Below are 23,112 nucleotides of genomic sequence, written 5' to 3' on the forward strand. Positions count from 1 at the left end.
GAGGGGGCGCAAATTCCGTATTTGGTCGGGGTTTCGGCCTAGCTGCCGAGCGAAGCGGCGACGATTTCGAGCCCGTTGCCCGGCTTCCAGTTGTTGCTTGCCCACACCGGTGCGTCGAACGCCCTGGTGTCGGGGCGCGCGTTGCCGCCGGCATAGATGAAGCCCTGCACCGGGTTGGCGCGCAGTCCGAGGTCGCCGATCGGGGCGTACCAGACGCGAACCATGCTCCAGTCGCCACGGTCGCTGACATCGACGACGCGGACATTCCGTTCGATCTGGCCGCGACGGCCGCCGATCGGCGACCAGTTGGCGTGGTCGATCAGGATTTCGCGGTCGCTGACCACCTTCTTGACGACGGCGACGTGGCCGAGCGGCATACCAGCCGTGCTGGCAAAGGCCATGACGGCGCCCTTGCGGGGTTCCTGGCCGCGATCATATTCGCCAGCCGCCTGCGCCCACCAGGTCTTCGCATTGCCGCGAATGTCGACGCCCGATTCGGCGCGGGCGAAGGGGACGCATTGCAGATAGTCGCGGGCGGTGGCCGGGACGCTGGCCAGCAGCGAGGCACACAGGGCAAATGCACCCAGAAAGCGACGATGAAACATGGAAGGCGACCCCCGATTGGCTTGTCTTCAAGCGTTGGAGCGTCTGTGCCGCAGGTGCCCGAAGCCACCAACCCGATAGCGGTGAATTGCGCCCATGATGCGGTGAATGGGGGAACCTTTTGTTAAGCTGTTCAGCTCGTCGCGCGATGCGTTCGACTGGTCGTTCACCGCGCAGGTCGTGATCGGTTTACCTCCCGATCGTTACCCGCTGATCGGGCGGTCGCGACAGGGAATCACGCCGCCGCGATCGCCGTCGGCTCCGGCGGGCGGAAGAGGATGAGAACGTCGCTGGCGGGCATCGGGCGACCGTAATAATAGCCCTGGATGTTGCTGCAGCCGAGCGCGCGGAGTGTGTCGACCTCGACCTCGGTCTCGGCGCCTTCGGCGGTAGTCGACATGCCGAGGCTGTCGGCGAGCGCGACGACGGCGCGGATGATCGCGATCGATTCGATGCTGCCCTTGGCGGCGCCGACGACGAAGCTGCGATCGACCTTGATCGTCGAGAATTGCGTCTTGCGCAGATAGCCGAGCGACGAATAGCCGGTGCCGAAATCGTCGAGCGACAGGCGGATGCCTAGGCCGATCAACTGGTCGAGCAGTTGCGCCGCGCCGCCGCCGTCGCGGAGAAACACGCTTTCGGTGACCTCGATCTCCAGCCGCTGTGGAGGCAGGCCGCTCTGGGCAAGGGCCGAGACGACGACCGACGCAAAGGCGGGATCGGTAAGCTGTTCGGCCGAGACGTTGACCGCAACCTTCAGGTTCGAAGGCCATTTCATTGCCTCGTAGCAGGCCGTGCGCAGCACCCATTCGCCGATCGGGGAAATCAGGCGGCTGTCCTCGGCCAGCGGAATGAACCGGCCGGGCGACACATTGCCCAGCTTCTGGTTCTGCCAGCGGATCAGCGCTTCGAACCCGTTCAACGTGCCGTCCGCCGCCGTCACGACCGGCTGATAATATAGTTCGAATTCACCACGATCGAGGGCGCCGCGCAGTTCCTGCTCCATCACGCGCCGTTCCTCGGCTTGCGCATGGAGCGATGCGACATAGCCGGCGACGACGTTGCCGCCCTTGTCCTTCGACTTGTAGAGCGCGAGGTCGGCGTTGCGCGTGAGCGTTTCGACCGTCGCGCCGTCGGTCGGGCCGATCGCGAAGCCGACGCTGGCGCCGACGAAAAGCTGGTGGTTATCGACCACATAGGGGCGACTGATCGTCGCGATGACCCGTGTCGCGAATTCCTCGGCGGCGAGCGATGAGGGGACATTGTGCAGCACGACGGCGAATTCGTCGCCGCCGAGCCGGCCGCAGGTCATCCCGCGCTCCATCATGCCCTTGAGCCGCGCTGCGACCTGCGCGAGCAGTTTGTCGCCCACCGGGTGGCCGAGCGTATCGTTGACCGCCTTGAAGCGGTCGAGGTCGATCATCAGCATTGCGCAGCGGGATTTCGCGTCGATCGCATGCGCCAGTGCGCGTGCCAGATCCTCGTGCAGGCTGAGGCGGTTGGGCAGGCCGGTCAGGTTGTCGAAGCGCGCCATCTTGGCGATCTGCTCGGCCGTTGCATGCTGTTCGGTCACATCCGACCCGACCCCGCGAAAGCCCAGAAACTTGCCCGCTTCGTCGAGGCGGGGCGAGGCGGACAATTCCCACCAGCGCGGCTTGCCTCCGATCGTCACCGGAACGATCATGTTGGAGAAGCTTTCGCGCCGCTTCATCCGTTCGGCCATATTGTGCAGGGTCTTCGGGAAATTACCCGTCTCCCAGGAATCGCCCGAAAGCGCCTGGAGCAGCGGAACGCCTTCGAGTGCCTCTGCGGTGCCGCCAAGTGCATAAGCGAGGCGCGGCGTGACATGGATCAGGCGGCGGTTGTTGTCGGTCTGCCACAACCAGTCGGCCGAGGTTTCCTCGAACTCGCGGAGCAGCAGGCTGACCGTCTCGGTCTTTTCGTGCAGCGTTTCCTCGGCCCGGCGGAAACGGACGTGCGCCTGTGCGAAGCGAAGGCAGAACAGGCTGAGCAGGATCCCCGCGACCACGGCAACCCCCGCGATCGGCGGCGATCCCGCGGCGAAAAGCGCGCCGCCGGCCGACAGGCTGACCGGCATGATGAAGAGGAGGCACGCTCGCGGCAGGCTGTGTGCGACGATCGCGAGCGTCAGCATCATGAGGAGCGCGATCGCCCACATCGACAGCGCATGGTCGAGCGCAGGGGGCCATCCCTGCAGCCAGAACGGCGTCGACCACACCGCCGCGGAATAGAGCGCGTGGCGACTGCACAGCTGATATTCGACGATACCCGGCGACTTGGGATCGCCGAACGGCAGCTTCGAGAAGGCCCGGTACGACCAGAGGCTGAAGCCCAGCGTGCCGGCAAGCCAGGCGCTGATCAGCGGCCAGGCCATGTCGTGAACCATCGTGAAGGCCGCGACGAGCGCCATCCCGACGCCCATCCACAGGCGCAGGCCACCCTTGCCGCGAAGCGGCGCCAGTTGAAGCTGGCGAAGGTCGCCCACATCCTCGTCGCGCGGTCCCAGCCCCAAAAGGGTCCGCGTGGGGATATCGTTGGCAACTATCTGGTCGGTCAGCAGGCTTTTCACGCCGTCGGGTCTAACCGCGACGGGTTACGGGAAGGTAACTATGCGGCTGGCGCGACAGGAAATCTTTGTCTCGTGACGGGACAGAAAAGACGGTGGATTCGCGCGGTCAGCCCCACGGCGAAGGGCTGCTGCCGCGCGATCGTCCGGGGATGTCAGGCCGCGAGCTGGAAGGGCTGTATCTCGCCCGCCAGATATTGCGCGCGGGCCTTCGATCGGCTGAGTTTGCCCGAACTGGTGCGCGGCAGGGTGCGCGGCGGAATCAGTTCGATCAGACAGTTCATGCCGGTGATCGCACGGACGCGGTCGCGGATCTTCTCCCGCAATGCGACGCGCTCTTCTTCGTCGCTGGTGCGGCACTGGACGAGCACCGCCGGCGTTTCCTCGCCGCCGGGTGCGGTGATCGCGAAGGCCGCGATGTCGCCCGATTTGAAGCCGGGAAGCTGTTCGACGGCCCATTCGATATCCTGCGGCCAGTGATTCTTGCCGTTGATGATGATCATGTCCTTGGCGCGGCCGACGATGTAGATGTAACCGTCTGACAAATAACCCATATCACCGGTATCGAGCCAGCCATCGGCCATGCAGGCGGCGGTTGCTTCGGGATCGCGGAAATAGCCGGTCATCAGCGACGGGCCGCTGCACCACACTTTTCCGACCGTCTGATCGGGCAGAATGTTGCCGGCTTCGTCGCGGACCTCGATCGTCATGTCGCGCGCGGCGCGGCCGCAGTTGACGATCGCGCGGTAGCGGGTCGGCCGACCGGCGTCGCCGGCAGCGCCCGACAATTCGGTTTCCTCGACCAGCTCGACCACGATGCCTTCGCCCGGCGGCATGATGCTGACCGCGAGGGTCGCCTCGGCCAGACCATAGCTCGGCAGGAAGGCGCTGGCCTTGAAACCCGCATCGGCAAAGGCATCGACAAAGCTTTGCATCACGTCGGGGCGAATCATGTCGGCGCCGTTGCCGGCGACGCGCCAGCGCGACAGGTCGAAGCGGTCGGCGACGTGCGTCTGGCTCGACACGCGGCGCGCACAGATGTCGTATCCGAAGGTCGGCGAATAGCTGAGCGTCGTCCCCGGATTGCGGCTGATGAGGTCGAGCCAGGCCAGCGGACGGCGGGCGAAATCCTCGGTCTTCAGATAGTCGACCGACACCTGGTTCGCCACGGGCGAGAGCAGGCATCCGACGAGACCCATGTCATGATACCACGGAAGCCACGAGACGCAGCGGTCGCTGTCCTGAACGTTCATGCCGTGCGAGTGCGCGGCGAGATTGTTGAGCAGGGCGCCATGCGTGACCGCGACCCCGTGGGGGAAGCGGGTCGAGCCGCTGCTGTACTGAAGGTAGCAGGTCTCGTCGGTCTTTTGTTCGGGCAGGTCGGCGACCGGCGCCGCGCGCTTTTCGAACGCGCTCCAATCCATCGGCTGAACCCCACGCGCCTCGGCCGCTTCGGCTGCCATCGCAGCGATTTCGGGCGGGAAAAACAGCATCTTGGGATCGCTGCTCGTCAACTGGACGACAAGCTGACCGACATAGGAATCGCGTCCGCCAAAGCTGGTCGGCAGCGGCAGCGGCACCGGCCAGGCGCCGGCATAGATGGTACCGAAAAAGAGGGCGGCGAATTCGGCGCCCGTCTCGGCGATCAGCGCGATGCGGTCATTCGGCTGTACGCCGGCGGCGATCAGGCGATAGGCGGCGGCAAGGGCGTCGGCTTTCAACGCGCTATACGGATAGGGGCGCACGAGCTTTCCGCGCGGATCATGGAAGTTGAGCCCGCGCGTACCGCTTGCCGCATAGTCGAGCGCTTCGCCGACGGTAGCGAAGTCCGAAAAGCGACGCGGCTGCGCGCAATGGGTCGGAGTGGGGACGAGTTCGTCCGCCACGATTGCGGAATTTTCGGTCATAGGGCGTGTCGGGTCCCGGGAAACGGGACGCGCGGCAACAATCATGTCATCTTTTTCAGCCATGTCTGCCTTGCGCGATCCCTGCAAGTTGGAACAAAAAAGGCCCATTTACGGGCGTTAGGGCCCGATATGGCGGCGCTGGTCGTTCTCAATCAGGCCCGACTGTGGCATAAACATGGCATGGTGTCTCGCGCTTCTCGGTCCGACCGCTCCCGCAAACCGCTCGGCGCAGCGAAGCTCGACGAGCTTGCGCTCGCCTATGTCGCGCGATTCGCCACCAGCCGGGCAAAGCTGACGCGCTACCTGTCCCGCAAAATACGCGAATCCGAATGGGTCGGCGATGTCGATGCGATGACGGCCTGCGAAGCTGTTGCCGACAAGATGGAACGGTTGCAGTTTCTGGATGACCGCCAATATGCCGCGATGCGCGCGGGCGCGATGACGCGGCGAGGGCTGGGCGTCCGCCGGGTGAAGGCGCAGCTTTTCGTAGACGGAATTGCACCTGAGGACAGCGGTGAGGCGATCGCCGAAGCGGAGGACAGGGCGCTGGCGGCGGCCATCGGCTTTGCCCGCCGCCGCCGGTTCGGCCCCTATGCGACGCGCCCCGCCGACGATCCGGCCGTGCGCGATCGGCAGGTCGCAGCGTTCGCGCGGGCGGGGCACAGCCTGGCGCTTGCGCGCCGCATCCTCGCCGTCCCGCCGGGGGACGCAGAGGCGATGGCGGCGCTGGACGCCGAAGCGGCGCTCGATTAGTTCGGCTGAATTGTTGGTTTCTTGTCATAGGATCTGTCGATGCGCGCCATATGGACCGCTCTTGCCCTGTCGCTTGCGTTGCCGATGGCGGGCTGCGGGAAAACTGCCAGCGAGGCGGAACAGGCGAACACCATCCCGCTGACGATCGAAATGGCGGGCAAGACGCATCGTTTCAACGTCGAGGTCGCGCGAACCAGGGAAGAGCAGGAGCAGGGCCTGATGCTGCGGATGGGGCTGCCCGCCGACGGCGGCATGCTCTTTCCCTTTCCGACGCCGAGGCTTGCGAGTTTCTGGATGAAGAACACGCTGATCCCGCTCGACATGATCTTCGTTCGCGCCGACGGCACCATCGACCGGATCGCCGAAAATACGATCCCCGAATCGCTGGAGCCGGTGGTCAGCGGGGGAGAGGTCTCGGCGGTTCTCGAACTTGCAGGCGGGACCGCCGCGAAGCTTGGCATCGACGAGAGCGCCCGAGTGACGTGGAAAGACAAGAAATAGCGAAGCGCGGCGCGGTTTGCGGCTTGCAGACCGCGCACCCTTGCCTGTAAACGCCGCAGCCATGAGCATATTCGGCAAGATTTTCACCTGGTGGGACGGTGCGACCGTCGGCACGTTGCTGAACAGTTGGAGCACGGGCGAAAAGGTCGGCGAAGACAGCCTTGGCAATCGCTATTTTCGCGCGAAGAAGGGCAATCGCCGCTGGGTCCTCTACAACGGATCGAACGACGCCAGCCGGGTGCCGCCCGAATGGCACGGCTGGCTGCACGGCACGCTCGACGACCTTCCCGACGACGCGCTTCCGGCGCCGCGCGCCTGGGAGCGGGAGGCGAGCGCGAACCTGACCGGCAGCCCTGGCGCCTATCGCCCGGCGGGAGCGCTGGAGCGTGGGGGGCACCGCGCCGCGGCAACCGGCGACTATGAGGCCTGGCGTCCCGGCGCCGATTGAGCTTCGTGGGGTCGCATCCAATCCGGATCGCGCTTCTGGCGCTTGTCACGGTGACCGCGCTGTCGGCGTGCGACCGCGCGAACAACGGCAAGCGTCCGGGCGAGACGTCGGCGCAACTCGCGAAGTCGGACCGGGTCCGCCAGGAAGTCGGCGGAATCGAAGGCGCCACCCCGATGGATCAGCGCGTTGCGGTGGTGGGCCTGCTCAACAAACGCAACGGCCTGGTCCGCGACCTCGAGATGAAGCCTGGCGACACCGTCCGGGCCGGCCGCGCGATCGTGCGTCTGCGGGCATGCGAAACGACCGCTCCGTGGGAAGACCCGCCCGAAACCGGTGCGTTCGTCCAGTTGACGGTGCAGGATCAGCGGGACGATAAATGGTATCGCGTTTTCTCGGGCTGGCTGTTCAAGGAACGGCCCGAGCGCAATGTCATCCAGCACCCGATCTATGACGTCTTCGTCAAAAGCTGTGCGATGACATATCCGGGCGGCGAGCCCGTCGTGCGCGCCGCGCCCAAATCGGCGGTCGCGGCACCCAAGGCATCGAGCGCCGACCAGACGCCCGCGACGAACGGCGGCGAAGGCACGCCGGCGGCTGGCCCGTCCGCCCCGAAAGCGGCGCCTGCACCCGCCGCTCTCTCCGACAACACCGAATAGAGTCGCCGGAGATAGTCGGCCTGCGGAATTTCGATCGCGCCGAGGCTTTCCAGATGCGGGGTGATGAACTGGCAGTCGAGAAGCTGCCATCCGCCCGCGATCAGCCGCGCGACGAGATGCGCGAGCGCGACTTTCGAGGCGTCGCGCGTGCGGCTGACCATCGATTCGCCGAAGAAGGCCCGGCCAAGCGAGACGCCGTAGAGCCCGCCGACCAGATCGTCCCCCAGCCAGCATTCGACGCTGTGGGCGTGGCCGAGCTGGAACAGGCGTTCATAACTCGTCTTGATGACCGGGTTGATCCACGTCGTCGGCCGGTCGTCGGCGGGCTCGGCGCAAAGCGCCATCATCGCGCGAAAGGCGGTGTCGGTGGTGACACGGAACCGGTCGGACAGGATCAGCTTTTTCAGGCTGCGCGACAAGTGAAAGCCGCCCAGCGGCAATATCGCGCGCAACCGCGGTTCGACCCAATGGACCGACGGGTCGTCCGCCCCGTCGGCCATCGGGAAAAGCCCCTGCGCATAGGCACTGAGCAGCAGCGCGGGGTCGATCGATTCCAGATGTTTCGTCAGGACGCGGGCTTCACGAATTTCAGCGTCATGCGGTCCGACTCGCCGATCGCAAGATATTTTTCGCGGTCCTTGTCGCCTTCACGCAGGCTCGGCGGCAGCGTCCAGACACCGTTCGGATAGTCGTGCGTATCCTTGGGATTGGCGTTGATGTCGCTTTCACCGGCGAGCTTGAAGCCCGCAGCCTCCGCGAAGGCGATGATCGACGACCGTTTCATATAGCCGCTCTTTTCCTCAAGCGCCGAATCCATGGTTTCGGGCAGGCGATGTTCCTCGATACCAAGCACGCCGCCGGGCTTCAGCATCGCATAGATCTGTCGAAACGCTTCGGCGGTGTTGTCCTTGCCGCCGAAACGCCAGTTGTGGACGTTGCGGAAGGTCAGCACGGCATCGGCGCTGCCATCGGGCACTTTCGGTCCGTTACCGGCGGCGGGAAATTCCGCGAGCTTGATCGCGCCATAGACATCGGGCTTTGCCCCCTGCCATTCCTTGATACGGTTCAGCCCCTTTTCCCAGGGCGCCGCGGCATAGAGGGTTCCGCCCCCCGCCTTGGCGAGCGGGGCCAGGATTTCGGTGTACCATCCGCCACCGGGCCACAGTTCGACCACCGTGTCGCCGGGCTTCACCCCGAAAAAGGACAGCGTTTCGGCGGGATGACGATATCGATCGCGCGCGACATTGGCCGCGCTGCGGGTCGCGGCGGCGACTGCGGAGGCGATCGCATCGGATGTCTTCGCCGGACCATGGCCGGCATGGTCGTGCTGGATCATGGCGGCGGCGGGAACGGCAAGCGCGGCGACGGCACTTGCAACGAGGATCAGCGGACGCATATGGGCAACCTCTTGTCTTTCTCTCTCGAAGAGAGAGCGGGGGGAAGGATCCCCTGTTTGCGAAGGGACGCACGCCAATGCAAGGGTCGATGCTGACGGTGAGTGCGGCGAGCGCCGCGATCGCGGTCGTTGCCGAGGTCGCCGACTATCGCCGCCGCCACCGGCGCGACGTCGACAAGGTCGGTTTCATGCCATGGCGCGGCATCGCGTTGACCGCGGTAACGGTTGCGCTGTTCGCCGCGGCTTTCGGGTTGAAGGCTTAGAGGCAGGCCTCGAGATAGGGCTGGTCGAAGCCATATTGACGGGCTTTTTCAAGCGTATAGGGGCGCAGGCCCATCGCGCGATATTCGCCGATGATCTTGCCGTCCTTGTCCTCGTCCTGATATTCGAACTTGAACAATTCCTGGGTGACGATGACGTCGCCTTCCATCCCGATCACCTCGGTGACGTTGGTGACGCGGCGTGAGCCGTCGCGCAGGCGCTTGATCTGGACGATCAGGTCGACCGAATCGGCGATCTGTTTCGATATCGCTTCCTTCGGAATCTTGATGTCGCCCATCAGCACCATGTTTTCCATACGGCCGAGGCATTCGCGCGGGCTGTTGCTGTGGAGCGTACACATCGATCCGTCGTGACCCGTGTTCATCGCGGCGAGAAGGTCGAAACATTCGGCGCCGCGAACCTCACCCATGATGATGCGGTCGGGGCGCATACGCAGCGCGTTCTTGACGAGGTCGCCCATATGAATCGCGCCGTTCCCCTCAAGGTTCGCCGGGCGCGTTTCGAGCGGCAGCCAGTGCGGCTGTTGCAGGCGAAGTTCGGCGGCGTCCTCGATCGTCAGCACGCGCTCGCCGGGGTCGATCATCTTCGACAGCGCGTTGAGCATCGTCGTCTTGCCCGAACCCGTACCGCCAGAGATCACGATGTTGAACCGGCTCGCGCCCGCAATCTTCAGTGCGGTGCACATTTTCTGGCTCATCGCGCCCCATTGAAACAACATGTCGAGCGTGATCGGTTTGGCCGAGAATTTACGAATCGAGATCGCGGTGCCGCGCAGCGACAGCGGCGGGACGATAACGTTGACGCGGCTGCCGTCCTTCAGACGGGCGTCGGCGAGAGGCGTCGTCTGGTCGACGCGGCGGCCGACCATGTTGCAGATACGCTGCGCAATCTGGAACAGATGCTGTTCGTCGCGAAACTGGATCGGCGCGATGACGAGCTGACCCTTCCGTTCCACATAGGTCTGGTACGGCCCGTTGACCATGATGTCGGTGATGTCGGGGTCCGACAGCAACTCTTCGAGCGGACCGAAACCCAGCAGTTCGTCGACGAGAACCTTTTCGAGGGCGAATTGCTCGCGGCGGTTCAGCGTGATGCGCAGTTCGGCGAGCACTTCGAGGATGATCGGGCGGAATTCCTCGGTCAGCTCGTCCTTGCTGAGCGTCGCGGCGGCTTCGGGATCGACGCGCTCGAGCAGGCGCGGCAACACCTGTTCCTTGATCTTGTGGACGCTGGCTTCAAAGCCTTGCGCCTTTTCGGGCTCCATCGCCTCGGCGGTCGAGCGCTGGTTCAGCCTCTCCATCGCCTCTTCTTCGGGAGAGAGATTCGACGGAATCGCGGGTATCTCGACGGGAGGCGGCGTTTCGATGGCAGGAAATTGCGAGCCGCCACCCATGCCGGAGCCAGTCTGCATCGGCTTGGCCACGCCGAAGGCGGGGCGGCCAGCGGTACCGGGTCGGCGTCCGAATGCACTCATCACATCATCCTGCTTCGAAGCTACGAGTTCGGGAATCCGCCAATTTTCATGGCAAACCCCCATCCGACACGGTGAATAAATCGGAAACTTTGATATTCTCCTAATGCGGACGAACGATTGCGCGATCGGCACAAAAAAGCCCGCATCCATGGGGATGCGGGCTCTTTGATGCGCCGTGGACGGCGAAAGATCAGCTTGCGATATGCTCGGCAAGAACGGTCAGGCCAGCCTCGTTCACTTCGGCGAAGCCGCCTTCGACCTCGATGGTCTCCGGCGCGGCGCCATTCGCGGCATAGATGGTCAGCGGGCCGTTGCGCAGGGTCGCCATGAACGGCGCATGCCCTTCGAGCACCGAGAAGTCGCCTTCGCTGCCCGGGACGGTGACCATATAGACGTCGCTCGACCGCTCGAGGCGGGCAGGGGTGACGAGTTCGAACTTCAGGGCCATTCTTCAATCTCCCCCCTCTCGCTTGCGGGAGGGGTCGGGGGAGGGTGTGTTCCGGTTCGGCGAAAGACCCGTTCCCCGACAGGCCCTCCCCTAGCCCCTCCCGCAAGCGGGAGGGGAATTCGATTACGCCGCGTCGGCGGCCAGCTTGGCGGCCTTGGCGACCGCTTCCTCGATGCCGCCGACCATGTAGAAGGCCGCTTCGGGGAGGTGGTCATATTCGCCGTCGACCACCGCCTTGAACGACTTCACCGTGTCTTCGATCGCCACGAACTTGCCGGGGATGTTGGTGAAGACTTCGGCGACGTGGAACGGCTGCGACAGGAAGCGCTGGATCTTGCGCGCGCGGGCGACGACCAGCTTATCTTCTTCCGAAAGCTCGTCCATGCCGAGAATCGCGATGATGTCCTGCAGCGACTTGTACTTCTGCAGCGTTTCCTGAACGCGGCGGGCGGTTTCATAATGCTCCTGGCCGACGATCGCGGCGGTCAGCACGCGGCTGGTCGAATCGAGCGGATCGACCGCCGGATAGATGCCGAGTTCCGAAATCGCGCGGTTCAGCGTCGTCGTTGCGTCCAAGTGGGCGAACGAGGTTGCGGGAGCAGGGTCGGTCAAGTCATCCGCGGGAACATAGATGGCCTGCACCGAGGTGATCGAGCCCTTGTTGGTCGAGGTGATGCGTTCCTGCAGCGCGCCCATGTCGGTCGACAGCGTCGGCTGGTAGCCCACGGCCGACGGAATACGGCCGAGCAGCGCCGACACTTCCGAACCCGCCTGCGTGAAGCGGAAGATGTTGTCGACGAAGAACAGCACGTCCTGCCCTTCCTGATCGCGGAAATATTCGGCGATCGTCAGGCCCGACAGTGCGACGCGGGCGCGGGCGCCCGGCGGTTCGTTCATCTGGCCGAACACGAGCGCAACCTTTGAACCCTCGGGGGTCGGGTTGCCATCCTTGTCCTTGGCGATAACGCCGGCGTCGAGGAATTCGTGATACAGGTCGTTGCCTTCGCGGGTGCGTTCACCGACGCCCGCGAACACCGAGGTGCCGCCGTGGCCCTTGGCGATGTTGTTGATCAGTTCCTGAATGAGAACGGTCTTGCCGACGCCCGCACCGCCGAACAGGCCGATCTTGCCGCCCTTCGCGTAAGGCGCGATCAGGTCGATGACCTTGATGCCGGTGACAAGGATGCTCGTTTCGGTCGACTGATCGACGAACTCGGGAGCCTTGGCGTGGATTGGCGCGGTGGCGGTGGCGTTCACCGGGCCGCGTTCGTCGATCGGGTCGCCGATGACGTTGAGGATGCGGCCGAGCGTCTGCGGGCCGACCGGGACCGAGATCTGGGCGCCGGTATCGACGACGGGCTGGCCGCGGGTCAGGCCGTCGGTCGCGTCCATGGCGATCGTGCGAACCGTGTTCTCGCCCAGATGCTGCGCGACTTCGAGGACGAGGCGGTTGCCATTGTTATCGGTTTCGAGCGCGTTCAGAATCGCCGGGAGCTGGCCGGTGAACTGGACGTCGACGACGGCGCCGATGACCTGGGCGATGCGGCCCGTGGCGGTGCCGGCGGGCGCTGCCTTCTTGGGGGCAGCGGCCTTCTTCGGCGCGGCGGCCTTGGGCGCAGCAGCCTTGGGGGCAGCGGCCTTCTTGGCGGGAGCCTTCTTCTCGGGAGCGGTAGCCATTACTTTCTTCCTTGCTTGGATAGCTTAGAGCGCTTCCGCGCCCATGTCCTTCATTCCGCTACAGCGCTTCCGCGCCAGCGATGATTTCGATGAGTTCGGTGGTGATCGCCGCCTGGCGCGTGCGATTGTAGATGATGGTGAGCTTGTTGATCAGGTCGCCCGCGTTACGCGTCGCATTGTCCATCGCGGTCATCGACGCGCCCTGTTCGGATGCGGCGTTTTCAAGGAGACCCTTGAAGATCTGGATCGTGATGTTGCGCGGCAGAAGGTCGGCGAGGATCGCTTCCTCGTCGGGTTCATATTCGACCGCGGCGCCGCTCGACGCCGGAACATCGACAGGCGCGGGAACGGGGATCAGTTGCTGGCCGGTTGCTTCCTGCAGCAGGGCCGACCGGAACTTCGAATAGAAGAGGTGCGCGACGTCGAACGCTCCGGCTTCGTAAAGCTCCATCACCTTCGCCGAAATCTCGTGCGCCTGTTCGAAGCCGATATCGCGGATGCCGGTCGTTTCGTACAGTTCGATGATCTGGCCTGCGAACAGGCGTCCGATCACCGGACGACCCTTGCGGCCGATCAGATAGAAGACGACCTTCTTGCCCTGCGCCTGCAGCTCGAGCGCCTTGTCGCGCGCGGCCTTGACGATGTTCGAGTTGAACGCGCCGGCGAGGCCGCGGTCGCTGTTGAGCACGACGAGCAGATGGGTGTCGCTCTTGCCGGTACCCGACAAGAGCTTCGGCGCCGAATCCGACGCGCCGACCTTCGACGCCAGGCTGGCGACGACGCCTTCGAGCCGCTCGGCATAGGGGCGCGCGGCCTCGGCGGCCGCCTGCGCCTTGCGCAGCTTGGCGGCGGCGACCATCTTCTTGGCCTTGGTGATCTTCTGGGTCGATTTGACCGAGACGATCCGCCCTTTGAGTTCCTTCAGACTGGCCATAAGTCCCGTCTTTTACCTTCTTACCGTCATCCCGGCGAAGGCCGGGATCTCACCGTCGAGACCCCGGCCTTCGCCGGGGTGACGAGGTGGGTGGGTTACGCGAAAATCTTGGCGAACGCTTCGAGCGCCGCGACCAGACCCTTCTTGGCGTCGTCGCCGAGGTCCTTGGTGTCGCGGATCGTCTTCAGCACGTCGGCGTGGTCGCTGCGCAGATAGGCGAGCATCGCGGCTTCGTAGCGCGACACGTCGGTCACCCCAACATTGTCGAGATAGCCGTTGGTGCCGGCGAAGATCGACGCGGTCTGTTCCTCGAACGGCATCGGCTGGAACTGCGGCTGCTTCAGAAGCTGCGTCAGGCGCGCACCGCGATTGAGCAGCTTCTGCGTCGAGGCGTCGAGGTCCGAACCGAACTGCGCGAAGGCTTCCATCTCGCGATACTGCGCGAGTTCGAGCTTGATCGAGCCCGACACCTTCTTCATCGCCTTCGTCTGCGCGGCCGAGCCGACGCGGCTCACCGACAGGCCGACGTTGATCGCCGGGCGGATACCCGCATTGAACAGGTTGGTTTCGAGGAAGATCTGGCCGTCGGTGATCGAAATCACGTTGGTCGGAATGTACGCCGACACGTCGCCCGCCTGCGTTTCGATGATCGGCAGCGCGGTGAGCGAACCCGACCCATTGTCGCTGTTCATCTTGGCAGCGCGCTCGAGCAGGCGGCTGTGGAGATAGAAGACGTCGCCCGGATAGGCTTCGCGGCCCGGCGGGCGGCGCAGCAGCAGCGACATCTGGCGATAGGCGACCGCCTGCTTCGACAGATCGTCATAGACGATCACGGCGTGCATGCCGTTGTCGCGGAAGAATTCGCCCATCGTCACGCCGGTGTAGGGTGCGAGATACTGCAGCGGAGCGGGCTCCGACGCGGTCGCGGCGACGACGATCGAATATTCCATCGCGCCGTTTTCTTCGAGCTGACGCACGATCTGCGCGACGGTCGAACGCTTCTGACCGACGGCGACATAGATGCAGTACAGCTTCTTCGATTCGTCGGTGCCGGCGTTGGCCTGCTTCTGGTTGATGAAGGTGTCGATCGCGACGGCGGTCTTGCCGGTCTGGCGGTCGCCGATGATCAGCTCGCGCTGGCCGCGGCCGACGGGAACGAGCGCGTCGAGCGCCTTGAGGCCGGTCTGGACGGGTTCGTGGACCGAGGTGCGCGGGATGATGCCCGGCGCCTTCACTTCGACGCGCATGCGCTTGTCGGCCTTGATCGGTCCCTTGCCGTCGATCGGATTGCCAAGGCCGTCAACGACGCGGCCGAGCAGGCCCTTGCCGACGGGAACGTCGACGATCGTGCCGGTGCGCTTGACGGTATCGCCTTCCTTGATCTCCGAGTCCGAGCCGAAGATCACGATGCCGACATTGTCGGCTTCGAGGTTGAGCGCCATGCCCTTCACACCATTGGCGAATTCGACCATTTCACCGGCCTGAACATTGTCGAGGCCGTGGACGCGGGCGATGCCGTCGCCGACCGAGAGGACCGAGCCGATCTCGCTGACCGAGGCGTCGGTACCGAAATTGGCGATCTGGTCCTTGATGACCTTGCTGATTTCAGCGGCGCGGATTTCCATTATTCAGCCTTTCATCGGGCGTTTTGGCGTAGAGGGCTTCAGCCCTTCATCGCCTGGGCGAAACTGTTGAGACGGGTACGGATGCTGCCATCGATCAGCTGGCTGCCCAACTGAACGACAAGGCCGCCGAGAATGGCGGGATCGACGGCGGCCTGGATCTGGACGTCGCGACCGACGCGGGTCTTGAGATTGGCGGCGAGCGCCTTCACCTGTTCGGCGGTGAGCGGGTGCGCGCTGGTGACCTTTGCGGTCACTTCGCCGCGGTGCGCCGCGACGATGGCGTGATAAGCGTCGATCATGCGCGGCAGGTCGGCGAGGCGACGGTTTTCGGCGAGTACGCCAAGGAACTTCGTGGTCAGCGAATCGAGTTTCATCGCCCTGGCGACGGCCTCGATCGCCTTCGCAGCATCGTCGCGGCCGACGATCGGGCTGGTGACGAGCGCGGTGAGGTCGGCCGATTCGGCGAGGCCGGCATTGAGGTCGGACAGGCTTTTCAGAACGCTGTCGATCGCGTCCGATTCGCGCGCCAGATCGAACAGCGCACTGGCATAGCGGCCCGCGAGGCCCGCCGTGATGTTGCCTTGAATGCCGCCGGAATTCTCCACGCGCGAAAGTCCTTTTCTACGATCCCTTGGGGGATGGCTGCGCGGATTTTATACGGCGTCCGAAAACACCCCCGCTGCGAAGTCGCGGCGCGCGTAGCAACGATTTTGCTGCAATGCAAGGCGAGGGTGGGGACTTATCCCATACGATCCCATGCCCGTTCGTCCTGCGCTTGTCGAAGGGCCGATCTTTCGTCAAACTTCGGCTGAAGAAGAACGGTGGTTGACCGTCGGTTGCGGCGCGGCGTGACGGACCCGGCCCCGATGAAGGAGAGGGAAGCGCGTGGGCGAGATGATTCGGATGACGATGGACGATGGCGCCGAGGTGGCGGTCTATCATACGCGGCCGGACGGCGAGCGTCGGGGCGGTCTTGTCCTGATCCAGGAGATTTTCGGCGTCACCGATCATATCCGCGAGATGTGCGACGAATATGCCGGCGACGGATATGAAGTGCTGTCGCCCGCGCTGTTCGACCGCGAGCATCCCGGGTTCGAGAGCGACTATACGGGGCCGCAGTTCCAGCGCGCGGTGCAATTGGCGCGCGAACTGCATCCGTTCGACCAGAGCCTGAAGGATGCGCAGACTTGTATCGACGCGCTCAAGGGCAAGGGGCCGGTGTTCATCACCGGCTATTGCTACGGCGGGTCGGTCGCCTGGCGAATGGCGCAGATCAGCCCCGACCTTGCCGCGGCTTCCGCCTATTACGGCAGCCTCGTGCCGACGACGTTCAAGGATGAGGCCCCGGCCTGCGCCGCCATCGCTCATTTCGGCCGCTTCGATGGCGGCATTCCGATGGAAGGGGTCGAGGCGCTGATCGCGAAAGAACACCCGACCGCGCAGATATTCGTCTATGAGGCGGGGCATGGTTTCAACAGCGACCGGCGCAAGGATTATCACGAACCGAGCGCCGACGCGGCGCGCGCACGGACGCTGATGCTGTTCAAGGCGTGCGGGGGGTAAGCGAACCGAAGGAGGGGGCGATGCATCTGACGGTTGTTCTGCTGACCATGCTGGTGCTGCCGGTGGCGTCGGTGCTGATCGAGCGCTGGACCGGGGCGGGCACCGCGCCGCTGTGGCAACTGGTCGGCAAATGGTTCGTCTTCTGGGGCGTTGGCGTGCGGTTGCTGATCACGGGCGTGCGGCAGGTCGTGAAGCCCGAACTGACCGCGACGGGGATTTTCGGGGTGACCGACAACGCCGCCTTTCCGCTGGCGCAGGAGCTGGGCTTCTGGAACCTCACCATCGGGCTGATCTCGATCGCGTCGCTGAAGCGTCCCGAATGGGTGCCGCCGATGGCGATCGCAGGCATGCTGTTTTACGCAATGGCCGGTTTTCTCCACCTCACGAACCGCGAGCGGGAATTTTCCGAGAATGTGGCGATGCTATCCGATCTCGGGATGGCGGCGCTGTTGCTGGCGTTCGTCGCCGCCACTTTTCCGGCATGGGCACGCTCATGAGCGCGATGCGGCTCGTCTTCATCCATGGCCCCGTCGCGTGCGGCAAGCTGACCGTGGCGCGCGAACTCGCGGCGACGACCGGGCTGCCGCTGTTCCACAACCACCTCGTCGTCGATGCGCTGCTCAGCGTCTTTCGCTTTGGCAGCCCGACCTTCGTCGAACTGCGCGAGAAGATGTGGATGGACGTCTTCGCTGCCGCTGCCGCCGAGCGCCGCTCGATGATCTTCACCTTCCATCCCGAAGCGAGCGTGGCAGCCGATTTTCTGGCCCGTGCGGTCGCCCTGGTCGAGGCGGCGGGCGGGCGCGTCGATTTCGTCGCGCTGTCCTGCGCGGAGGATGTCATCGAAACGCGCATCGAGGCGCCATCGCGGCAGTCGAGCGGCAAGCTGTCTTCGCTGGCGCTCTATCATGAGCTCAGCGCGAAAGGGGCGTTCGTTTATCCTCCGATGCCTCCCGCCGCGATCGATATCGATACCGGGGCCGTCGATCCTGCCGACGCGGCCCAGCGCATTCGCGAGACGCTGGGCCTTCGCTAGGGTCAGGACTCATTCATTCCGCGATCGAGGCGTCGAAATGGCGAAGATATCGGGCCTGTGCGGGTGCAGCGGGTAGCATCGCTACCCGCAAGGCCGCGCAGGTTCGAGATCGAAGCCATTTCGGCGTCCCTTCGGGATTTGACCGATTTTGCCCATGGCTTCGTCAAAAAGTCTTGAAATATCGCCCCATATTCCTTCGCCTTTCCTCCTCGCCCTGAACAAAATCGCTTCAAACCTCGATCGTGGAATGAATGGGTCCTGACCCTAACCCGATCTCAACCTCTTCGGCGCAGCGTTTCGCGCAAGGAGGGCGTGTCCATGTCGTTGATCGCCGCGCTGCTGTTGATGTCGGGTGCCACGTTCGACCTCGATCCGGCGTACAAGCCGATCAAGGATCAGCTCGCGCCGGCGCGTGCGGGGAAAATACAATGCCACGAACCCGATGTGGCTGCCCGAACCTGCCGGATGATGACCTGGTTCAGCGAAGGCGCCGATGGCCGCGTCCAGGCGCGCCAGCTTACCGCGCTTGCCGACAATCCGTCGCTTGCGGCCGAGCTGCGGATCGGACTGACGCGCGAAGGGGCCGCCTTCTGCGGCGTGGTCGACGACAGCTATATGGCTGGCTTCCGCATCGTCAGCGGCCGCGCGCCCTATCCACCGGCGGACAACAAGCGCTATGCGATTCTCTATCGCGAAGGGTTGCTCGCGACACTGTGGAACCGCAAGACCTGTTCCTATGCCTTTGCACGGCCCGATGACGACATGCAGCTCGAGGTCGGCACGGTCGATGGCGAGTTCGCCGGCGAGCTGATGGCGAGCTATATCTGGATCGACGCTGGCGCGGGATTCCGCCTCAAGGCGCGGCCGCAGGTTTGACGACGCCAGCGCCGGCGCGCTGGCAACCATAGACGAGCCGCTCGTTCGGGCTGGTCGGGAGCGCCGCGCGGACCGCGTCCTGCTGTGTCCGGAACGCTTCGATCTGGCCGGTGTCGGCGGTGCAGCTGTTGAGCTTGATCCCTGCGCGGATTTCGCGCGCCTTCGTCATCGTTTCGGCATCGAGCAAATAGCGTTCGACCCTGTATTCGCGGCCGGTCGGGTCGATCGACGCAACGGTGACCGTCGCTTCGTCGTTGGGGACGAGGATGCGCTGCCAATGGCCGTCGGGCCCTAGCGTAAATTGCGTCTTGTCGTTGATGCAGCCGTTCGCCGCGATCTTGATCGGCACGTCGGTGGTTTCGGACACGGTTATGCGGCTGCGGTCGGGGCGGATCGTGCAAAGAAGATTGCCCTCGGCCAGTTTCGGCGCGGCGTCGGCCGCCGGGGGCGGCGCGTCACCTTCGACTTCGGCATGCGCGTCGGGGCGCGTGATGAAGAGGACCGCAGCGGCGAGGATCAGCACGCCGCCTGCGCCGCCGGCAATTTTGCTGTTCCGGACATTCTTCTGACCATGGAACATCAGCGCCGCTCCCGCCGAAAGTGCGCCGATGACAAAGAGTACGCCGGCCAGCGCGATGCGGTTCTCGCGCGCGGCCAGCGCCTCCTCTTCGGCACGTGCCGTCTTGAGCTCATGGTCGAGGCGGGCGGCCTCTTCCTTCGCGGCGCTGGCTTCGGCGGCCTTGCGTGCGTCGGCGTCGAGCGCCGCGCGATCGCGCGCATCGGCGTCGGCCATCGACAGGCATGGCGAGCCGATATTGCCATAGGACTGGTTCGCGTCGGCCAGAAAGCGGGCCACTTCGCGCGTCGAGATCGCGAAGGCGAACGGCGAATCGCCATCGTCGGCGCGGGTGATTGCGCTGTTGATACCGACGATCCGGCCGCAGGTATCGACCAGCGGTCCGCCCGAATTCCCGCGTGAGATTTTCGCGGTGTGGACGAGCATCGCCACCCCGTCGACCGCCTGGGTGTTCGACAGATTGCCTTCGCTGCGCACAGGCGTCCGGGGCGTGATGTAATCCGAAGCGCTGCGTGCGGTCGCCAGGTCGACGTTTCCGGGATAGCCGAGCGCGACGACGTCGGTTCCCGAATCGAGCGGCCCGGTATAGATGGCGGCGGCGGGCAGGCGCGCCTCGGTGATCTCGATCAGCGCGAGGTCGCGCGCGGAGTCGATCGCGATCAGCTTGGCCGCATAGCTCTTTTGCCCCTCCGACGGGACGACGCCGAGGGCGACATTGCCCGGATAGCGCGCCGCCGATTCGACGACATGCGCGTTGGTCAGCACGCGCGTCGGCGAAATCGCGATGCCGCTGCCGTGGCCGAAGCCGACGACCTCGCCATCGACCATCGCGACGGTGACGACGCGCACGACGCTGCGCGAGGCGGCGCTGATGTCGTCGGCGGCATGCGCCGGGACCGCAAGGCCGAGCGGGATGGCGAACAGGGCGAGCAGAAGCGCAAGGAGGCGGGTCATGGCGGCGACCCTAGCCACAGATGGCGCGAAGGCAAGCTAGAGGTAGGGGCTCCACATCACCATCCATGCGCCGGCGCTGCCCGCCAGGATGACAAGCCCGCTTGTCGCCAGCAGCACGGCGACGCCTTTCTTCGCGGCCGGCGTCCCGTTGGCGCCGGCTCGCAGGTAAAGTTCGGTGACGGCGAGCGGTAGCAGCGAATTGGCGAAAGCGAGGAAAATGTCGAACGGCCCGTCCATCGCCCTGCCGATCCCCGCGCCGCCCGACGCGATCCCCCACGCCATATAGCCGACGCGCATGAACCACACTGCGCTTGCCACCGCGAACAGGCGCAGGGCCCAGCGACGATGCAGCGCAAAGCGATGGGCGCGGGCCGCGCGCCACGCCAGCGCTGCAAAGGCGAGGATAAGCAGCGCGTCGAGCGTGATGCCCGCCGCGCCGATCAGGTTCATCCAGGTGCCGCGTCCCCACGTCAACCACAGTCCGCCGAGCGAAAGCATGAGTGCACTGGCGAGATACAGGCGGCCGTTCCAGCGGTGAATTGCGGGCCAGCGGGCGCGGATCGCCGGGACGAGCTGGACCAGCCCGCCGACGGTGATGACCGCCGCCATCAGCACATGCGCCGCGAAGAACAGGTTGCCGCTCGCATCGCCCGCGACGAACCCCTTGATCAGCGGCTTGCTATTCCAGGCCGCGAAATCGCCTGAAAGCGACGAAGGATAATAGAAGGCGAAAATGAAAGCGGTGAACAGCAGTTGGCCGGCCGCGATCGAAAGGAAACAGAAGGTCGCGGCGCGAGCGAGCCAGTCGGCGCGCCGCACCGTGCGGGCGGATCCCAAAGATGCGTCGATCGTCGCCATGGTCCTCCCCCGAAATCATCCGAAGAATGCGGCAAGGCCGGCAGTGAGTCAATGATATAATACAGTAACACAGTGAAGCATGGGACTTTGAGCGCAAGCATCGGGACGCGCGCGCGTCGCGGCGGTGGCAATGCGTCGTCCGGACGATTAGGAAAGGACGAACGATGACCGTCGAAACCATGACAGACGACGACCGCTGGGCGGCGGTCCTCCGCCGCGACCGGGCGCTCGATGGGCGCTTCGTGACCGGTGTGCTGACCACCGGCATATATTGCCGGCCCAGTTGCGCGGCGCGGCATCCGCATCGCGACAATATCCGCTTCTTTGCCGATGGTGCCGCTGCGCGCGCCACCGGACTGCGCCCGTGCAAGCGCTGCCTGCCCGACGACGTCGCGCGCGACGAGGGTGCCGTGCTGGCGGCGATCGCCGCGATCAAGAGCAGCGAGGAACCGCTGGCGCTTGCCGACCTCGCGGCGCGCACGGGCTATTCGCCGACGCATTTCCAGCGCGTCTTCACGCGCCACACGGGTCTTTCGCCCGCCGCCTATGCGCGGGCCCTGCGCGAGGAACGTGCGCGGCAGGCGTTGAGCGACGGCACCCGGGTGACCGACGCGATTTACGATGCGGGCTTTTCGGGGCCGTCGCGATTCTATGGGAATATGGAAGGACGCATGGGTATGACGGCTTCGGCCTGGATCAATGGCGGGAAGGGGGCGACGATCCATTGGGCAGTCGTGCCGACCAGCCTCGGCGACATGCTCGTCGCGGCGACGGGTAAAGGCGTATGCCGGCTGAGCTTCGGCGAAGGACGGGAGGCGCTCGAGGCGCGTTTCCCTGCCGCCGACCTGGTCGAAGGCGGAGCGGCGTTCGAGGCGCTGCTCGCTGAGGTGATCGATGCGGTCGAGGCGCCGGTCAACGGCTTCGACCATATCCCGATCGACGTGAAGGGCACGGCCTTCCAGGAAGCGGTATGGCGCGAGCTGCGACGGATTCCGGCGGGCGAGACCCGCAGCTATGCCGATATCGCGGCAGCCGTCGGCAAGCCCAAGGCGGTGCGTGCGGCCGGGAGCGCCAATGGCGCGAACAATGTCGCGGTGTTGATCCCGTGCCACCGCGTGGTACGAACCGACGGGTCGCTTGGCGGCTATGCCTATGGCCTGCCGATCAAACGCGAACTTCTGAAAAGGGAAGTCAAATGACTGACAAGATTGCCGCGTTCCGCGCGCTGCATGTGCCCGGCGATCCGCTGATCCTCGTCAACATCTGGGATGCCGGAAGCGCGAAGGCGGTCGCCGCGGCGGGAGCAAAGGCGATCGCGACGGGCAGTTTCGGCGTCGCCGGTGCGCAGGGCCGCGCTGACGGTGAGGATTTTCCGATCGAGGATGTCTTTGAAAACCTGCGACGCATCCTGTCGGTCACCGAGCTTCCCGTTACGATCGACATGGAATCGGGCTATGGCGCCGATGCGGCGGCGGTCGGCATTTCGGTCGGCCGGGCCCGCGAAGCCGGTGCGGCGGGGATCAACATGGAGGATCGGCTACCCGGCCGGTCCGACCTGTTGCCGCTTGCCGAGGCGGTGGCACGCTATCGTGCCGCGGCCGACACCGGGCTATTCATCAATGCCCGCTGCGATACCTTCCGTGGACAGGACATCGCGAAGGATGGCGACGCGCTGGTCGCGGCGACGCTCGAACGCGCGCGCGCCTATGCCGATGTGGGCGCGGGGTCGCTGTTCGTGCCTTTCCTGCTCGACCCCAAATGCATTGGCGCGATCTGCGAAGGGTCGCCGCTGCCGGTGAACATCCTGCGCGGCAAGGGCGGCCCGACGCACAAGGAACTGGCCAGCCTGGGCGTGGCGCGGATCAGTCATGGGCACCAGCCATGGGCGGCCGCGATGGCGTGGCTGGTGGGGCAGACGAGCCGGATATTGGAGGGCGGCGAGCCCGATTATTGATCGGCC

23 protein-coding genes and 1 pseudogene are annotated in these 23,112 nt (G+C 65.0%); 11 read left to right on the forward strand and 13 right to left on the reverse strand.

Going from position 1 to position 23,112, the window contains the following annotated elements; translation table 11 throughout:
• Positions 1 to 38: 38 nt before the first annotated feature.
• From JNM03_RS01695 to JNM03_RS01705, 3 genes are all read right to left on the reverse strand, one after another.
• Entirely contained in the window at positions 39 to 605 is a 567-nt protein-coding gene (locus tag JNM03_RS01695) for a CHAP domain-containing protein (RefSeq protein ID WP_294033936.1), read from the reverse strand.
• A 233-nt stretch (positions 606 to 838) separates the two neighbouring features.
• Positions 839 to 3,193, reverse strand: coding sequence for a bifunctional diguanylate cyclase/phosphodiesterase (locus JNM03_RS01700; protein WP_294033937.1), 2,355 nt, complete (start codon positions 3,191 to 3,193; stop codon positions 839 to 841).
• A gap of 152 nt (positions 3,194 to 3,345) precedes the next feature.
• Entirely contained in the window at positions 3,346 to 5,097 is a 1,752-nt protein-coding gene (locus JNM03_RS01705; protein WP_294033938.1) for a fatty acyl-AMP ligase, read from the reverse strand.
• Between the two features lie 180 nt (positions 5,098 to 5,277).
• Between JNM03_RS01705 and JNM03_RS01710 the strand changes: the two genes are divergently transcribed.
• The 4 genes and pseudogenes from JNM03_RS01710 to JNM03_RS18940 form a co-directional block, all read left to right on the forward strand.
• Positions 5,278 to 5,850 (forward strand): RecX family transcriptional regulator, encoded by a 573-nt coding sequence (locus tag JNM03_RS01710; RefSeq protein WP_294033939.1) that lies wholly within the window; start codon positions 5,278 to 5,280, stop codon positions 5,848 to 5,850.
• 39 nt (positions 5,851 to 5,889) lie between these two features.
• On the forward strand, positions 5,890 to 6,351 hold the full coding sequence (locus JNM03_RS01715) for a DUF192 domain-containing protein (protein WP_294033940.1): 462 nt from the start codon (positions 5,890 to 5,892) through the stop codon (positions 6,349 to 6,351).
• Positions 6,352 to 6,412: 61 nt separating this feature from the next.
• Positions 6,413 to 6,799, forward strand: a complete 387-nt coding sequence (locus tag JNM03_RS01720) for an NADH:ubiquinone oxidoreductase subunit NDUFA12 (RefSeq protein ID WP_294033941.1) — start codon at positions 6,413 to 6,415, stop codon at positions 6,797 to 6,799.
• Between the two features lie 239 nt (positions 6,800 to 7,038).
• Positions 7,039 to 7,209: pseudogene (locus JNM03_RS18940) on the forward strand (DUF2155 domain-containing protein); the annotation flags it as partial.
• Positions 7,210 to 7,244: 35 nt separating this feature from the next.
• Here the strand turns inward: JNM03_RS18940 and aat are convergent.
• Together aat and JNM03_RS01735 are read right to left on the reverse strand one after the other, a co-directional pair.
• Positions 7,245 to 8,012: a leucyl/phenylalanyl-tRNA--protein transferase gene (aat, locus tag JNM03_RS01730; RefSeq protein WP_294033969.1), complete on the reverse strand. Its 768-nt coding sequence runs from the start codon at positions 8,010 to 8,012 to the stop codon at positions 7,245 to 7,247.
• Between the two features lie 8 nt (positions 8,013 to 8,020).
• The gene (locus tag JNM03_RS01735; RefSeq protein ID WP_294033942.1) at positions 8,021 to 8,851 is read right to left on the reverse strand and encodes a class I SAM-dependent methyltransferase; all 831 of its coding nucleotides are present in this window, start codon (positions 8,849 to 8,851) and stop codon (positions 8,021 to 8,023) included.
• A gap of 89 nt (positions 8,852 to 8,940) precedes the next feature.
• On the opposite strand from JNM03_RS01735, the gene JNM03_RS01740 reads away from it, so the two are divergent.
• Positions 8,941 to 9,114 carry a hypothetical protein gene (locus tag JNM03_RS01740; RefSeq protein ID WP_294033943.1) on the forward strand — a complete coding sequence of 58 codons (174 nt, stop codon included), beginning with the start codon at positions 8,941 to 8,943 and terminating at the stop codon, positions 9,112 to 9,114.
• Here the strand turns inward: JNM03_RS01740 and JNM03_RS01745 are convergent.
• The 6 genes from JNM03_RS01745 to JNM03_RS01770 all read right to left on the reverse strand — a co-directional run bounded on the left by JNM03_RS01745 (position 9,111) and on the right by JNM03_RS01770 (position 15,896).
• Positions 9,111 to 10,607: a CpaF family protein gene (locus JNM03_RS01745; RefSeq protein WP_294033944.1), complete on the reverse strand. Its 1,497-nt coding sequence runs from the start codon at positions 10,605 to 10,607 to the stop codon at positions 9,111 to 9,113. The genes JNM03_RS01740 and JNM03_RS01745 overlap by 4 nt on opposite strands.
• A 190-nt stretch (positions 10,608 to 10,797) precedes the next feature.
• Positions 10,798 to 11,055: an ATP synthase F1 subunit epsilon gene (locus JNM03_RS01750; protein ID WP_294033945.1), complete on the reverse strand. Its 258-nt coding sequence runs from the start codon at positions 11,053 to 11,055 to the stop codon at positions 10,798 to 10,800.
• A gap of 123 nt (positions 11,056 to 11,178) precedes the next feature.
• Positions 11,179 to 12,732, reverse strand: coding sequence for a F0F1 ATP synthase subunit beta (gene atpD, locus JNM03_RS01755; protein ID WP_294033946.1), 1,554 nt, complete (start codon positions 12,730 to 12,732; stop codon positions 11,179 to 11,181).
• A 58-nt stretch (positions 12,733 to 12,790) separates the two neighbouring features.
• Complete coding sequence (locus JNM03_RS01760) at positions 12,791 to 13,666, reverse strand: F0F1 ATP synthase subunit gamma (RefSeq protein ID WP_294033947.1); 876 nt, start codon at positions 13,664 to 13,666, stop codon at positions 12,791 to 12,793.
• A gap of 95 nt (positions 13,667 to 13,761) precedes the next feature.
• The gene (gene atpA / locus JNM03_RS01765; RefSeq protein WP_294033948.1) at positions 13,762 to 15,291 is read right to left on the reverse strand and encodes a F0F1 ATP synthase subunit alpha; all 1,530 of its coding nucleotides are present in this window, start codon (positions 15,289 to 15,291) and stop codon (positions 13,762 to 13,764) included.
• Between the two features lie 38 nt (positions 15,292 to 15,329).
• On the reverse strand, positions 15,330 to 15,896 hold the full coding sequence (locus tag JNM03_RS01770) for a F0F1 ATP synthase subunit delta (protein ID WP_294033950.1): 567 nt from the start codon (positions 15,894 to 15,896) through the stop codon (positions 15,330 to 15,332).
• A gap of 289 nt (positions 15,897 to 16,185) precedes the next feature.
• On the opposite strand from JNM03_RS01770, the gene JNM03_RS01775 reads away from it, so the two are divergent.
• The 4 genes from JNM03_RS01775 (at position 16,186) to JNM03_RS01790 (ending at position 18,763) form a co-directional block, all read left to right on the forward strand.
• Positions 16,186 to 16,854, forward strand: coding sequence for a dienelactone hydrolase family protein (locus tag JNM03_RS01775; protein WP_294033970.1), 669 nt, complete (start codon positions 16,186 to 16,188; stop codon positions 16,852 to 16,854).
• A 20-nt stretch (positions 16,855 to 16,874) separates the two neighbouring features.
• A complete protein-coding gene (locus tag JNM03_RS01780; protein ID WP_294033951.1) occupies positions 16,875 to 17,351 on the forward strand; it encodes a DUF6790 family protein in 477 nt (158 codons plus the stop codon).
• A complete protein-coding gene (locus tag JNM03_RS01785) occupies positions 17,348 to 17,887 on the forward strand; it encodes a shikimate kinase (protein ID WP_294033952.1) in 540 nt (179 codons plus the stop codon). Before JNM03_RS01780 ends, JNM03_RS01785 begins: the two co-directional genes overlap by 4 nt.
• A gap of 318 nt (positions 17,888 to 18,205) precedes the next feature.
• Complete coding sequence (locus JNM03_RS01790; RefSeq protein WP_294033954.1) at positions 18,206 to 18,763, forward strand: hypothetical protein; 558 nt, start codon at positions 18,206 to 18,208, stop codon at positions 18,761 to 18,763.
• Here JNM03_RS01790 and JNM03_RS01795 read toward each other — a convergent pair.
• Together JNM03_RS01795 and JNM03_RS01800 are read right to left on the reverse strand one after the other, a co-directional pair.
• Complete coding sequence (locus JNM03_RS01795) at positions 18,741 to 20,294, reverse strand: S1C family serine protease (protein ID WP_294033955.1); 1,554 nt, start codon at positions 20,292 to 20,294, stop codon at positions 18,741 to 18,743. The genes JNM03_RS01790 and JNM03_RS01795 overlap by 23 nt on opposite strands.
• Positions 20,295 to 20,330: 36 nt before the next feature.
• Positions 20,331 to 21,152, reverse strand: coding sequence for a DUF2306 domain-containing protein (locus JNM03_RS01800; RefSeq protein WP_294033956.1), 822 nt, complete (start codon positions 21,150 to 21,152; stop codon positions 20,331 to 20,333).
• 164 nt (positions 21,153 to 21,316) lie between these two features.
• On the opposite strand from JNM03_RS01800, the gene ada reads away from it, so the two are divergent.
• Positions 21,317 to 22,351, forward strand: a complete 1,035-nt coding sequence (ada, locus tag JNM03_RS01805; protein WP_294033957.1) for a bifunctional DNA-binding transcriptional regulator/O6-methylguanine-DNA methyltransferase Ada — start codon at positions 21,317 to 21,319, stop codon at positions 22,349 to 22,351.
• Positions 22,348 to 23,106, forward strand: coding sequence for an isocitrate lyase/phosphoenolpyruvate mutase family protein (locus JNM03_RS01810; protein WP_294033958.1), 759 nt, complete (start codon positions 22,348 to 22,350; stop codon positions 23,104 to 23,106). Before ada ends, JNM03_RS01810 begins: the two co-directional genes overlap by 4 nt.
• Positions 23,107 to 23,112 lie beyond the last annotated feature (6 nt).

It is taken from the genome of Sphingopyxis sp. (assembly GCF_016793825.1).
Lineage (GTDB): Bacteria > Pseudomonadota > Alphaproteobacteria > Sphingomonadales > Sphingomonadaceae > Sphingopyxis.